General features: G+C 74.6%; 14 protein-coding genes. 4 read left to right on the top strand and 10 right to left on the bottom strand.

Features of this window, described 5'->3' with window-relative positions:
* The first annotated feature begins 29 nt into the window (after positions 1-29).
* Genes ACFYZF_RS02755 through ACFYZF_RS02740 form a run of 4 tightly spaced genes read left to right on the top strand, consistent with a single transcriptional unit; the run spans position 30 to position 3,654 of the window.
* Positions 30-839: an ATP-binding cassette domain-containing protein gene (locus ACFYZF_RS02755; protein ID WP_387015136.1), complete on the top strand. Its 810-nt coding sequence runs from the start codon at positions 30-32 to the stop codon at positions 837-839.
* Positions 836-2,095, top strand: a complete 1,260-nt coding sequence (locus tag ACFYZF_RS02750) for a sugar ABC transporter permease (RefSeq protein ID WP_387015133.1) — start codon at positions 836-838, stop codon at positions 2,093-2,095. The genes ACFYZF_RS02755 and ACFYZF_RS02750 overlap by 4 nt, the downstream gene beginning before the upstream one ends.
* Before the next feature lie 28 nt (positions 2,096-2,123).
* Entirely contained in the window at positions 2,124-3,305 is a 1,182-nt protein-coding gene (locus ACFYZF_RS02745; RefSeq protein WP_350881856.1) for an ROK family protein, read from the top strand.
* Positions 3,306-3,363: 58 nt separating this feature from the next.
* Positions 3,364-3,654, top strand: coding sequence for a DUF1707 domain-containing protein (locus ACFYZF_RS02740; protein ID WP_387015129.1), 291 nt, complete (start codon positions 3,364-3,366; stop codon positions 3,652-3,654).
* A 23-nt stretch (positions 3,655-3,677) separates the two neighbouring features.
* On the opposite strand, the gene ACFYZF_RS02735 is transcribed toward ACFYZF_RS02740, so the two are convergent.
* From ACFYZF_RS02735 to ACFYZF_RS02690, 10 genes are all read right to left on the bottom strand, one after another.
* Complete coding sequence (locus tag ACFYZF_RS02735; protein ID WP_117665155.1) at positions 3,678-3,932, bottom strand: hypothetical protein; 255 nt, start codon at positions 3,930-3,932, stop codon at positions 3,678-3,680.
* A gap of 32 nt (positions 3,933-3,964) precedes the next feature.
* Positions 3,965-5,011: a tRNA (adenosine(37)-N6)-threonylcarbamoyltransferase complex transferase subunit TsaD gene (tsaD, locus tag ACFYZF_RS02730; RefSeq protein WP_387015128.1), complete on the bottom strand. Its 1,047-nt coding sequence runs from the start codon at positions 5,009-5,011 to the stop codon at positions 3,965-3,967.
* Between the two features lie 6 nt (positions 5,012-5,017).
* Positions 5,018-5,461 (bottom strand): ribosomal protein S18-alanine N-acetyltransferase, encoded by a 444-nt coding sequence (gene rimI, locus ACFYZF_RS02725; RefSeq protein WP_387016028.1) that lies wholly within the window; start codon positions 5,459-5,461, stop codon positions 5,018-5,020.
* A 188-nt stretch (positions 5,462-5,649) separates the two neighbouring features.
* Complete coding sequence (tsaB, locus tag ACFYZF_RS02720) at positions 5,650-6,327, bottom strand: tRNA (adenosine(37)-N6)-threonylcarbamoyltransferase complex dimerization subunit type 1 TsaB (RefSeq protein WP_387015125.1); 678 nt, start codon at positions 6,325-6,327, stop codon at positions 5,650-5,652.
* A gap of 67 nt (positions 6,328-6,394) precedes the next feature.
* Entirely contained in the window at positions 6,395-7,255 is an 861-nt protein-coding gene (locus ACFYZF_RS02715; protein ID WP_387015122.1) for a maleylpyruvate isomerase family mycothiol-dependent enzyme, read from the bottom strand.
* Positions 7,256-7,404: 149 nt separating this feature from the next.
* Positions 7,405-8,106 carry a uracil-DNA glycosylase gene (gene ung, locus ACFYZF_RS02710; RefSeq protein WP_387015120.1) on the bottom strand — a complete coding sequence of 234 codons (702 nt, stop codon included), beginning with the start codon at positions 8,104-8,106 and terminating at the stop codon, positions 7,405-7,407.
* Positions 8,107-8,404: 298 nt separating this feature from the next.
* Entirely contained in the window at positions 8,405-8,887 is a 483-nt protein-coding gene (tsaE, locus tag ACFYZF_RS02705; RefSeq protein WP_387015118.1) for a tRNA (adenosine(37)-N6)-threonylcarbamoyltransferase complex ATPase subunit type 1 TsaE, read from the bottom strand.
* Between the two features lie 79 nt (positions 8,888-8,966).
* Complete coding sequence (locus tag ACFYZF_RS02700) at positions 8,967-10,055, bottom strand: alpha/beta fold hydrolase (protein ID WP_387015115.1); 1,089 nt, start codon at positions 10,053-10,055, stop codon at positions 8,967-8,969.
* A 13-nt stretch (positions 10,056-10,068) separates the two neighbouring features.
* Positions 10,069-11,187, bottom strand: coding sequence for an alanine racemase (gene alr / locus ACFYZF_RS02695; RefSeq protein WP_387015112.1), 1,119 nt, complete (start codon positions 11,185-11,187; stop codon positions 10,069-10,071).
* Positions 11,188-11,257: 70 nt separating this feature from the next.
* Positions 11,258-12,727, bottom strand: coding sequence for an NAD(P)H-hydrate dehydratase (locus ACFYZF_RS02690; RefSeq protein WP_387015109.1), 1,470 nt, complete (start codon positions 12,725-12,727; stop codon positions 11,258-11,260).
* Positions 12,728-12,780: the final 53 nt, after the last annotated feature.

The raw sequence follows: 12,780 nt of genomic DNA, 5'->3' as shown, positions 1-12,780 counted from the left end.
CCCGCCGACCGTCGTACGGAGGAGACCCTGTGTCCGCAACCCCCCTGCTGGAACTGCGCGGGATCGACAAGAGCTTCGGCCCCGTCCAGGTCCTGCGCGACGTCGCCCTGTCCGTCCACGAGGGCGAGGTGACCGCGCTGGTCGGTGACAACGGCGCCGGCAAGTCGACCCTGGTCAAGTGCATCAGCGGCATCCACCCCACCGACTCCGGCGAGTTCCTCTTCGAGGGCCGCCCGGTGAGCGTCAACAGCCCCCGGGACGCCGCCACCCTGGGCATCGACGTCGTCTACCAGGACCTCGCCCTCTGCGACAACCTGGACATCGTGCAGAACATGTTCCTCGGGCGGGAGCGGAGCAACGGCCTGGTCCTGGACGAGTCGGCCATGGAGCAGATGGCCGCCGAGACCCTGGTCAGCCTGGGCATCCGGACGGTGCGGTTCCTGCGCCAGCACGTCGCCAGCCTCTCCGGCGGGCAGCGGCAGACCGTCGCCATCGCCAAGGCGGTGCTCTGGAACAGCCGGCTGGTCATCCTCGACGAGCCGACCGCCGCGCTGGGCGTCGCGCAGACCGCCCAGGTGCTGGAACTGGTCCGCCGGCTGGCCGACAACGGCCTGGCCGTGGTGCTCATCTCGCACAACATGAACGACGTCTTCGCCATCTCCGACCGGATCGCCGCGCTCTACCTCGGCCAACTGGTCGCCCAGGTGCGGACCACCGACATCACCCACGCCCAGGTGGTCGAGCTGATCACCTCCGGCCGCTCCGGCGCCCTCGGCCGCGCCGAACCGGGCGTCCACGGCACGGGACCCGACGCCACCACCTGGGGAGCCGTCCGATGACCGCCACCGTCGTCAAGCGGGAAGGGTCCACGGACGTCGCCCCGGAGCCCTCCGTCGGCAGCCACGTCCGGGACTACCTCGCCCGGCTGCGCAACGGCGACCTGCGCCTGCTGCCGGCCGTGACCGCCCTCGCCGTGCTCTGCCTGGCGTTCGCGGTCGTCCGGCCGGTCTTCTTCTCCGCCGCCAACTTCGCCAACCTGTTCACCCAGGGGGCCGCGGTCACCGTGATCGCGATGGGCCTGGTCTTCGTCCTGCTGCTCGGCGAGATCGACCTCTCGGCCGGCGTCGCCAGCGGGGTCTGCGCCACCGTCCTGGCCAAGGTGGTCAGCGACCTGGGCCACCCCTGGTACGTCGCGGTGCTCGCCGCCGTCGCCACCGGCGTCCTCATCGGCCTGACGCTCGGCTTCCTGGTAGCGAAGGTGGGCATCCCGTCCTTCGTGGTGACCCTGGCCGGCTTCCTGGCCTTCCAGGGCGTGGTGCTGCTGCTGATGCGGGAGGGCACCAACATCGCGATCAACGACGAGGTGATCATCGCGATCGAGAACCGGTGGGTGCCGCCCCCGGTCGGCTGGCTGCTGGCGGGGGTCGCGGTCGCCGGGTACGCCGTCACGCAACTCCTGCGGCACCGCGACCGGACGGCCCGGGGGCTGGTCACCGAGCCGGTCACCGTGGTCGCCGGCCGGGTCGCGGCGTTGGCGCTGCTCCTCGGCCCCGCCGTGTACGTGTTCAACCAGGAACGCAGCATCAACCCGCTGATCAGCTCCAACAAGGGCATGCCGATCGTGGTGCCGCTCATCGCCGTCCTGCTGGTCTTCTGGACCTTCGTGCTCGACCGCACCGCGTACGGCCGGCACCTGCTGGCCGTGGGCGGCAACCGGGAGGCCGCCCGACGCGCCGGCATCAACGTGGACCGGATCCGGATCTCCGCGTTCGTCGTCTGCTCCGCGATGGCGGCGGTCGGCGGCATCATCGCGGCAAGCCGGGACAGGTCGGTGGACCCGAACACCGGGGGCAGTAACGTGCTGCTCTACGCGGTCGGAGCGGCCGTGATCGGCGGCACCAGCCTCTTCGGCGGCAAGGGCCGCATGATCAACGCGGTGCTGGGTGGGGCGGTGGTAGCGGTGATCATCAACGGGATGGGCCTGCTCGACCTGAGCTCCGGCCTCAAGTACCTCTTCACCGGGCTGGTGCTGATGCTGGCCGCCGGGGTGGACGCGCTGTCCCGCCGACGGTCCGCCAGCACCGGCGCCCGCTGACGACGTGCGACACGGAGTGCCGGTGGCGATGCGCGCAGGACCCAGCCAGGACGAGATCCGTCGGCAGAACCTCGGTGCCCTGCTGCGCTACGTGCACGTCCACGGCGCGACGACCCGCGCCGAGCTGACCACCGTGCTCGGGCTCAACCGCAGCACCATCGGCGCGCTGACCGCCGACCTGACCGGCGCCGGCCTGGTCAGCGAGGGGACGCCGCGGGAGACCGGCCGGGCCGGCCGGCCGTCGCTGGTCGTCCGGCCCGAGTCGGAACGGGTGTACGCGTACGCGTACAGCGTGGAGGTGGACCGGCTGCGGGCCGCGCGGGTCGGCCTGGGCGGCGCGGTGCTCGACCGCCGGGAGCTGGACCGGCCCCGCAACCTGCTGGCCGGGGAGGCCGCGCCGCTGCTGGCCGGCGCGGTCAAGGAGATGCTCCCGGCGGTGCCGGCCGACGCGGTCTGCGTCGGGGTCGGGGTGGCGGTCTGCGGCATGGTCCGCCGCGACGACGGCCTGGTCCGGCTGAGCCCGCCCACCGGCTGGGTGGACGAACCGATCGGCGCGGCGCTGGCCGCCGAGCTGGGCATCGACGTACCGATCACGGTCGGCAACGTGGCCGACGTGGCGGCCTTCGCGGAGCACGCCCGGGGCGTCGCCGCCGGCTGCGACAACATCATCTATCTGTACGGGGACGTCGGCGTCGGCGCCGGCATCATCGCCGGCGGCCGGCGGCTCACCGGGCACGGCGGGTACGGCGGCGAGGTCGGCCACATGGTGGTGGTCCGGGAGGGAACCCCCTGCGAGTGCGGCTCCCGGGGCTGCTGGGAGACCGAGATCGGCGAGCACGCCCTGCTGCGGGCCGCCGGCCGGCACGACGCCCGGGGCCGGGACGCGCTGCTGGCCGTCTTCGACGCCGCAGGTCGGGGCGACGCCCGGGCCCAGACGGCGGTCCGCCAGGCCGGCGACTGGCTCGGCTTCGGCGTGGCCAACCTGGTCAACATCTTCAACCCGGAGATGGTCATCTTCGGCGGCACCATGCGTGACCTGTACCTGGCCTCGGCGGCCCAGGTGCGCAGCCGGCTCAACTCGATCGGGTTGTCGGCCTGCCTGGAACACGTCCGGCTACGCACCCCGAAGCTGGGCGCCGACGCGGCCCTGGTCGGCGCGGCCGAGCTGGCCTTCGAGCGGCTGCTCGCCGACCCCCTCGACGCCGGCTGACCGGCTTTCCGCCCGGTGCGGCCCGCCCCGGGCGGCGCGGCTGCGTACCCTGTCCACCGTGGACGTCGAGCTGCGCGCCTCCGACGACGACCGGCACCGGGTGGTCGCCGAGCTGCAACGGCACACCTCGGCGGGCCGGCTCAGCCTGGACGAGTTCTCCGAGCGGGTCGGGGTGGTCTGGTCCGCCCGTACCCTCAACGACCTGGCCGCGGTCACCCGGGACCTGCCGGTCGAACCGGCCCCCGCCGGGCCGGCCGCCGACCACGGCCGGCGGGACCTGCTGGTCGTCTTCGCCGTCGCCGTCGCCACCCTGATCCTGCTCGGCCTGCTGATGGCCCTCACCCGCTGAACCCGGCCGCCGGCCGGCCGGGTTCAGCGGTCGACCTGGGTGAAGTCCCACGAGTGCGGCGGGCGGGCGACCAGCGTCGCAGGCGGGTCGGGCAGCGGCCGAGGGCTGCTGCGCCACTTCGAGATCACCACCACCCGGTGGTCGGTCGAGCTGAACACCTCGCTGGACAGGTGCAGCGGGTCGTGCTCGAACTCGGGCAGGGCGGTGTCGCAGACCCAGGTGATCAGGTCGGCGAAGCCGTAGGCCTCCGCCCGCGCCTCCCACATCCGTACGATCACGTCGTCGTTCCCCTCGCCGTCACGTCGAGCCGTCACACGCTCACCGTGGTCAGCGGCAGGGCCGAGTCGGCCGGCAGGTCGAGCCGGCTCGGCGCGACCCCGGCGGCGACCAGGTGGGAGCCGAGCGCGGCCACCATCGCCCCGTTGTCGGTGCACAGTTGCGGCCGGGGCACCCGCACCCGGATGCCCAGCTTGGCCGCCCGGTCCTCCGCGAGCACCCGCAGCCGGGAGTTCGCCGCCACGCCCCCGCCGATCACCAGCGTGTCGATCCCGTGGGCCCGGCAGGCGGCCAGCGCCTTCGTGGTGAGCACGTCGCAGACCGCCTCCTGGAACGACGCGGCCACGTCGGCCACCGGCACCGGCTCGCCGGCCCGCTGCCGGGCCTCCACCCAGCGGGCCACCGCCGTCTTCAACCCGGAGAACGAGAAGTCGTACCGGTGCGCGGCGAGGTCCTTCGCGGCGGTGAGCCCGCGCGGGAAACCGATGGCGGCGGCGTCGCCCGCCCGGGCCTCCCGGTCGATGTACGGCCCGCCGGGGAACGGCAGGCCGAGCAGCCGGGCCACCTTGTCGAACGCCTCCCCGGCGGCGTCGTCGACCGTCGCCCCGAGCGGAGTCACCCCCCGGGCCAGGTCGTCGACGAGCAGCAGCGACGAGTGCCCGCCGGAGACCAGCAGGGCGATCGCCGGCTCGGGCAGCGGCCCGTGTTCGAGGGTGTCCACGGCGACGTGCGCGGCGAGGTGGTTGACTCCGTACACGGGCTTCTCGGCCGCCAGCGCGTACCCCTTGGCGGCGGCGACGCCGACCAGCAGCGCGCCGGCCAGCCCCGGTCCGGAGGTCACCGCGATGGCGTCGATGTCGCCGATGGTCACCCCGGCCTCCCTGAGCGCCCGGTCCATGGTCGGCACGATGGCCTCCAGGTGGGCCCGGCTGGCCACCTCGGGCACCACGCCGCCGAACCGGGCGTGCTCCTCGACGCTGGAGGCCAGCGCGTCGGCGAGCAGGGTGTGCCCGCGTACGATGCCGACCCCGGTCTCGTCGCAGGAGGTCTCGATGCCGAGGATCAGCGGTTCGTCAGCCATGTCTCCTCAGTCCTGCTCGCGCCGCATAATCAGCGCGTCGGTGTTGCTCGGTTGGTAGTAGCCGCGGCGGACCCCGATCGGCTCGAAGCCGTACGTCGCGTAGAGCCGCTGGGCGGGGGCGTTGTCCGCCGCGACCTCCAACAGCGTGCTGCGCGCGCCGCGACGGGCCGCCTCGGCGAGCAGCGCCTCCAGCAGGGCCCGGCCCACGCCGCGCCGCTGGGCTCCCCGGCGGACGGCGATGTTCTGCACCCACGCCTCGTCCGGCGCCGCCACGGCCAACCCGGCGTAGCCGAGCAGGGAGCCGTCGTCGTCGGTGGCGACCAGATAGAAGTGGCCGTTGGCCAGCTCGTTCCAGAACATCGCCGGCGACCACTGCTCGGCGCCGAACAGGTCCGCCTCGATCGGCAGCACGTCGTCGATGTGCCACCAGCGGAACGGTTCCAGCCGCACCCCGGCGGGGCTCACGGCATTACCTCAGCTCGCGACTGCGGGGCTCGCAAACCCGGCCCACTCCTCGCGCTCACGGCGCCACCTCGGCTCGCGACTGCGGGGCTCGCAAACCCGGCTCGCTCCTCGCGCTCACGGCGCCACCTCGGCTCGCGACTGCGGGGCTCGCAAACCCGGCTCACTCCTCGCGCTCACGGCAGAACCGGTTTGCGGGCGGTGGCCGCCACGGCGTCGGGGCGGCGCAGGTACAGCGGGGTGAGCGGATCACCCGGGGCGCCGGAGCGGATCCGCTCGGCCGCCAGCGCGGCCAGCACGACCGGGTCCGGGTAGCGGGGCTCGGCCCGCAGCGGCAGGTCGAACACCTCGGCGTACCGGTGCGCGCCGTCGCCGACGGCGGCGGTGACACCGAGGTCGCGGGCGCGCCGCGCGGCCACCACCGGGGTGTCCACGTCCGGGCCGGCGATCCGCTGGCCCGCGCCGTCGTACACCGCCCAGTAGACCTCCCGGCGGCGGGCGTCGCTGGCCGCCAGGACCGGCTCGCCGGCCGCCGCCGGGTGGCCGATCCCGTCGAGCGAGCAGACGCCGTACGCGGGAACGCCGAGCACCTGGGCCATGGTGGCGGCGGTGACCAGCCCCACCCGCAGCCCGGTGAACGGGCCGGGGCCCAGCCCTGCCACGATCGCGGCCAGGTCGGCCGGGCGGGCGCCGACCTCGGCGAGGACCGCGTCGACCTGCGGCGCGAGCAGCTCGCCATGCGCGCGGGCGTCGACGGTGCGGCGCTGCGCCCGTGCCGTCACGCCCTCGGCGGTGACCTCCACCAACGCCGCGGTCACCGCGGGGGTCGAGGAGTCCAGCACCAGTACGAGCACGAACGCCACCCTAACCGCCCCGCCACTTCCCCCAGCGACCCCCCGCCGCCGGTGTGGGTTGGGTGGGTCAGCTTGGGGCTCGGAGGACTCGGAGGAAAGGAAAGAGGAGCCAGGGGCGGGGGCCCCCGAGGGCGAGCTTGCCGGCGAGCACCGTGCGGACCCGGCTGACCCGGCCGAACAGCATCAGGTTGAGCGCCGCCGGGTCGAACCGGACCCGGACGTCCGGCGGGGTGCCCGGGGCGGCGACCGTCACCACCCCCCGGTGCAGGACGAGGGTGACGTCGGCGCAGTACGCGGACCGGAACTCGACGGTGATCGGGCGTTCCCGGGGCGGCTCGTCGTTGTCGAGCAGGTGTCCGTAGCCGGCACGGAGCACGTTGACCAGGAAGACCTCGAAGAAGAGCACGGCCTCCGCGCCGGGCATCTTCCACGGCCGGCCGGTCGCTCGGGCGATGTCCCAGCCATGCACGAGCAACTCGTTGACCAGGTGGCCGAAGAGGCCGGCGAGGGGCGCGCGGGCGTCGCCGAACCAGCTGAGCAGTTCGTCCGGTCGGCGGTCGGCGGTGATTCGGAGGATCTTGTCCACGTCTGCCTGGAACCGATCCAGCAGCGGCCGGGGCGACCGGTCGGTCAGGTGCCGCAGTATCAGGTCGTTGACGTCGGCGATGGTGTCCACGGTGACGGTCGGGAGCTGGGCGCCGAGGCCGGGGATCGGCAGCGGCGGGTGATCGGGGTCGAGTTTGGTCGCGTACCACCAGGCGACCGAGACCAGGTGGACGACGGTGTCCGCCACGGACCAGTGCGCGGTCACCATGGTGTCCGGCCGGTCGACCGTCTCGACCAGCCGGACGAACCGGGCGGTGGCCTGCTCCAGCGCCTCCCTGGCCGTCTGCCACTGCCGGGGGCTGATGGTCGCCGTCGTCGCCATGGGACGCCTCCGCTCGGGGTCACCGGGTCCCGGGAAGTCTACAGCGGACAGTGATCACCGAGTCACTTCACACGTGCCCTCGTGGGGGACGGCAGGTCGACCGGCCGGGCTCCACACGGAGGCTGACGAGCGATCCGGTGCGGTGCGGTTCAGCCGGCGGACCGCTCCCAGTCGATGGTCGGCAGGCCGGCGTCGGCGAGGGCCTTGTTGGTCGCGCTGAACGGACGGCTTCCCAGGAAGCCGCGCGGGTTCATCGGGCTGGGGTGGCCGGCCTCCAACACCACGTGCTGCGGGTTGGTGACCAGGGCGGCCTTCTTGCGGGCGTACCCGCCCCAGAGCAGGAAGACGACCCGCTGGTCGAGGGCGTCGAGGGCGCGGATCGTAGCGTCGGTGAACTCCTCCCACCCCTTGTTGGCGTGCGAGCCGGGGGTGGCCTGCCGAACGGTCAGCACCGAGTTCAGCAACAGCACGCCCTGCGCCGCCCAGCCGTCGAGGTTGCCGCTGCGCGGCTTCGCCACGCCCAGGTCCTCGCCCAACTCCTTGAAGACGTTGCGCAGCGACGGTGGGACCGACACCCCCTCACGGACGCTGAAGCTCAGCCCGTGCGCCTGCCCGGCCTTGTGGTACGGGTCCTGCCCCAGGATCAGCACCCGACACTCCTGCGGCCCGCACAGCCGGTAGGCGGAGAACAGGTCCTCCACCGGCGGGAACACGGTCTGGGTGGCGTACTCCCCGGCGACGAATCCGGCCAGCGCAGCGGTGCGGGCCGGGTCGAGGTGGGGGGAGAGCGCGGCGCGCCACTCGTCGGGCAGCAGCGCGAGCAGGTCGAGGGCGGGGGCGTCGTCGGGCATCGGCAACCTTTCGCAGTCGGTCGGCCCCCTTCCTACCAGCCCCGTCCGACATCCCGGCACGGGAGTACGGCCTCCCGTCGCTGCCCGTCGACGGGCAGCGGGAGCAGTTTCCTGGAAAGAGTGGCCTCACGACGGAGGATGGCCACTCTTTCCAGGAAACTGCACGATCTCGGGGGCGGGGCGGGGCGGGGCGGGGCGAGGGCAAAGCGGGGGCGGGGCGAGGCGAGGCGGGGGCGAGGCGGGGGCGAGGCGGGGCAGGCGGAGGGCCCGAGCGGGAGGGTGGGAACGGGAGGGCGGGTCAGCGAAGGGTGGCGAGCCGGGCGCGCCAGTCGCCGCCGACCGGGTCAAGCTCGACGATCCGGGTGTCGTCGTCGCGCCGGTCGATGCGGACCCGCAGGTGGGCGTCGACGAGTTGCTCGACCAGCCCCTCCCCCCACTCGACCACGGTGACCGAGTCGTCGACGGAGGCGTCCAGGTCGAGGTCGTCGATCTCCGCGCGCGGATCCGCGGCGTCCCCGAGCCGGTACGCGTCCGCGTGCACCAGCGCCACCGCGCCACCGCGCGCCGGGTCGGGGCGGTGCACCCGGGCGATCACGAAGGTCGGCGAGGTGATGTCGCCTCGTACCCCGAGGCCCGCCCCGATGCCCTGGGTCAGCGCGGTCTTGCCGGCGCCGAGCGGGCCGGTGAGCAGCAGCAGGTCGCCGGCGCGCAGCACCCCGGCCAGCCGCCGGCCGAACGCGTGGGTGTCCTCGACCGTCGACAACGTGACGCCGACGCTCACCGCGCCACCACCGACGACACGACGACGCTCACCGCGCCACCCCGAGGGTGCCCGACGGCACGGCCGTCCCCGGCGGCGCTCACAGCGCCGCCAGGAAGTGTTCCAGGGCGGCGTCCACCTCGTCGGCGTGCTCCAGCATCACCACGTGCCCGCTGTCGTGAATCTTGAGAAACTCGGCGTGCGGCAGCCGCCGGACGATCTCCTCCGAGTGCGTCACGGGCGTGATCATGTCCTTGTCGCCGACCACCACCAGCACCGGGGTGCCGCCCAGCGCGGCCAGTGCCGGGAACCGGGAGTGGGTGGCCAGGGTGCGCAGGTAGCGGGTGACCGTGTCGGCGGAGGTGCGCGAGTTCATCTCCTCGACGTACGACACCAGGGTCGGGCTCGGCTTCGGGGTGCCGAAGCCGTACTGGCGGGTGAGCAGCCAGGCGATGTTCGAGGCCGACTTGCGGGCCTTGTCGATGGCCGTGCCGCCGTACCGGGTGGCGTTGTTCATCACGTAGAGCACCGGCGAGCTGACCCGCCCGAGCAGGGCCGGGGCCACCAGCTTCGTCTCGGCCAGCAGCCCGCCGGAGGTGGCCATCAGCACCGTGCCGACCACCCGGTCGCCGAACAGCTCCGGGTACAGCTCGGCGAACGCCATGATGGTCATCCCGCCCATCGAGTGGCCGACCAGGACCAGTGGCCCCTCCGGGGCGGTCCGGTCGATCACCCGGCGCAGGGTGCGGCCGAGCGCGGCGAGGTCGTACTCGCCGGTCTCCAGCCGCCCGGACCGGCCGTGGCCCGGCTGGTCGTACGCGACGATGCGGTGCTCGCCGCGCTCGGTGAGCATCTTGCGTTGGAAGTGGAAGGTGCCCATGTCCAGGCAGAAGCCGTGCACCAGCACCACCGTCGGGTGCCCGGCGACGGGGCGGGTCGGCTCGACCACCTCGACGTGGATGTCGGTGCCGTCGGCCAGTTCCAGCCGGAACGCCTCGTCGTACGGCTGCGCGCCGAAGACCTCGTCGGCGTACGGATCGGTGGGGTCGGTCTTGAGCCGGCGGACCAGGGCGCGTTCACTCACCACGCCCGCCGCGAGCCCGGCGGCGGCCACGCCGACCGCGGCCCCGAGCACGCCGGCGACCCGGCCGGCGGCGGTACGCGGCCGGGGGATGCGGAACCTGGTCACGCCGCCGCCCCGGTCACGGCCGCTCGCCGTCGTAGACGCGGGGCACCCGGACCCCGCCGAACCGGGTGACGATCTCGTAGTTGATGGTGCCGACCGCGGCGGCCCAGTCGTCGGCGGTCGGCTCGCCGTCGGTGCCGGGGCCGAACAGGGTCACCACGTCGCCGGCGGCCACCGGGTCGTCGCCGCAGTCGACCACGAACTGGTCCATGCAGATCCGGCCGGAGACGGTCCGCCGCCGGCCGGCGAGCTGCACCGGGCCGGCGTTCGAGGCGTGCCGGGGCACCCCGTCGGCGTAGCCGAGCGGCACCACGGCCAGGTTGGCGTCGGCCTCGGTGAGGTAGGTGTGGCCGTACGACACGCCGCTGCCGGCCGGGACCCGCTTGGTGAGCATGACCCGGGCCCGGGCGGTCATCGCCGGGCGCAGCCCGAACCGCTCGCCGGCCACCGGGGAGAGCCCGTAGATCGCGATCCCCGGCCGGACCAGGTCGAAGTGGGTGTCGGGGCGGGTCAGGGTGGCGGCGGAGTTGGCCAGGTGCCGGTAGCGCGGGCGCAGCCCGGCCCGCTCGACCATGCCCAGCCCCTCGTGGAAGACGGCGAGCTGGCGGTCGGTGGTGGGGTGGCCGGGCAGGTCCGCGTACACGAAGTGGCTCCACACGCCAACCACCTCGACCAGACCTTCGGCCTGGGCCTTCGCGGCGGCCTCCAGCAGCGCCGGCCAGTCCGCGACGGTGGCCCCGCCGCGCGCCAGACCGGTGTCGATCTTCAGGTGCAGCCGGGCCGGGCTGCCGGCCCGCCGGCTCGCCTCGATCATCTCGTCGAGCTGGGTCAGGCTGGCGGCGGCCAGGTCCACCCCGACCGCGACGCCCTCGTGCAGCGGCAGCCCCGGGGCGAGCAGCCAGGCCAGCACGGGCGCGGTCACGCCGGCCCGGCGCAGGGTCAGCGCCTCGTCCAGGGTGCAGACGCCGAGCCAGTCGGCCCCCGCGTCGAGCGCCGCGCGGGCCGAGGGGAGCATGCCGTGGCCGTACCCGTCGCCCTTGACCACCGCCATCAGCTCGCCGCTGGTCCCGGCCCGCAGCCGGGTCACGTTCTCCCGGATCGCGTCAAGATCAACTCGCACCTCGGACTGCCACATGCCCCCAGCCTACTGACCCCGGTGATCAAACCGGGCCGGAGCCGCACCGGACGGCGCGGCGGGCCCGAGGTCAGGGCAGCCGGGCGACGACCGGGCGGAGGGCGGCGGCCACGTCGGGCGCGGTCACCGGCCCGCCGAGGGCCGCCTCCCGGCCGGCCAGCCCGTGCAGGTACGCCGCCGCGGCGGCCGCCCGCTCCGGGGCCAACCCGGCGGCCAGCAGCGAGCCGAGCAGCCCGGCGAGCACGTCGCCCGTGCCCCCGGTGGCCAGCGCGGGGGTTCCGGTCGGGTTGACGTACGCCCGGCCGTCGGGGGTGGCGACGATCGTCCGGTCCCCCTTGAGCAGCACCACCGCGTTCATCCAGGCGGCCAGCCGCAGCGCCGCTGCGACCCGGTCGGCTCCGGGATCCTCGCCGCAGAGCCGGCCGAACTCCCGATCGTGCGGGGTGACCACGATCGGGGCGTCCCGGCTGCGCAGCCGGTCCGCCATCGACCCGTCGACCAGCAGGGTCAACGCGTCGGCGTCGAGCACCACCGGCACCGGGGCGGCGAGCACCGCGCGCAGCTCGGCCGCCGCCTCCTCGCCGGTGCCGAGGCCGGAGCCGCAGACCCACGCCTGCACCCGGCCTGCGTCGGCGACCCGCCCGCTGGCGATCACCGAGGGATGCTGGCGCAGCACGTCGTCGCGGGCGCTCCCGGCGTACCGGACCAGGCCCGTCGGCCCGGCGAGCGCGCCACCGACGGAGAGCACCGCCGCCCCCGGGTACGCCGCCGAGCCGGTCGCCAGGCCAACCACGCCCCGGGTGTACTTCTCCGAGGCCGGGCCCAGCTCCGGCCACCACTGCTCGACGTCGGACCACTCGGTGACCCGTAGCGCGGGGGTGCCGCGCAGCCAGGGCCCCAGCCCGATATCGACCAACTCGACCTGACCGGCCAGCGCCACGGCCGGGCCGACCACCAGCGCCGGCTTCAGCGCGCCGAACGCCACCGTCACGTCGGCGCGGACCGCGTTCGGCCGGCCGGAGGCGGCCGGGGGCACATGACCGGTGTCGACGGCGACCCCGCTCGGCACGTCCACGGCGACCACGGCGGCCCGCACGCCGTCCCGGCCGCGCAGCCCGGGCAGCTCGGCGGCGATCCGGTCGGCCGCCTCGCGCAGCCCGCCCGTGCCGCCGATCCCGACGATCCCGTCCAGCACCAGGTCCACCTGCGCGGGCGGGCGGTCCACCAGCCGGCCCCCGGCGGCGCGCAGCGCGGCCAGCCCCTCGGCGTGCGCCCGCCCGGGGGTGAGCAGCAGGACCGACACGGCGGCACCCCGGCGGGCCAGCCGCTGCCCGGCGTACAGGGCGTCGCCGCCGTTGTCGCCGGTGCCGACCAGCAGCAGCACCCGGGAGCCGTACACCCCGCCCCGGTCGGCGAGCAGCAGCGCGCAGCGGCGGGCCAGCCCGGCGGCGGCCCGCTGCATCAGCGTCCCGGCCGGGAGGGTGGCCATCAGCCCGGCCTCCGCCGCCCGTACGTCCGCGACCCGCCACACCGGTTTCATGCCACCCCGTCCCGTCCGTGCCGGTCGCGTCCGTACCCGTGTCGGTCCCGGGT

The organism is Micromonospora sp. NPDC001898 (genome assembly GCF_042891255.1).
Lineage (GTDB): Bacteria > Actinomycetota > Actinomycetes > Mycobacteriales > Micromonosporaceae > Micromonospora.
Note: the sequence above shows the minus strand (reverse complement) of the source record. Positions and strands in the feature narration are given on the sequence as shown.

Excerpts from the sequence above, each read along its gene's own strand:
- ACFYZF_RS02750 (WP_387015133.1), top strand. The coding sequence starts at position 836 with ATGACCGCCACCGTCGTCAAGCGGGAAGGGTCCACGGACGTCGCCCCG.
- ACFYZF_RS02745 (WP_350881856.1), top strand. The coding sequence starts at position 2,124 with ATGCGCGCAGGACCCAGCCAGGACGAGATCCGTCGGCAGAACCTCGGT.
- tsaD (WP_387015128.1), bottom strand. The coding sequence starts at position 5,011 with ATGGCTGACGAACCGCTGATCCTCGGCATCGAGACCTCCTGCGACGAG.
- ACFYZF_RS02715 (WP_387015122.1), bottom strand. The coding sequence starts at position 7,255 with ATGGCGACGACGGCGACCATCAGCCCCCGGCAGTGGCAGACGGCCAGG.
- ung (WP_387015120.1), bottom strand. The coding sequence starts at position 8,106 with ATGCCCGACGACGCCCCCGCCCTCGACCTGCTCGCGCTGCTGCCCGAC.
- alr (WP_387015112.1), bottom strand. The coding sequence starts at position 11,187 with ATGTGGCAGTCCGAGGTGCGAGTTGATCTTGACGCGATCCGGGAGAAC.
- ACFYZF_RS02690 (WP_387015109.1), bottom strand. The coding sequence starts at position 12,727 with ATGAAACCGGTGTGGCGGGTCGCGGACGTACGGGCGGCGGAGGCCGGG.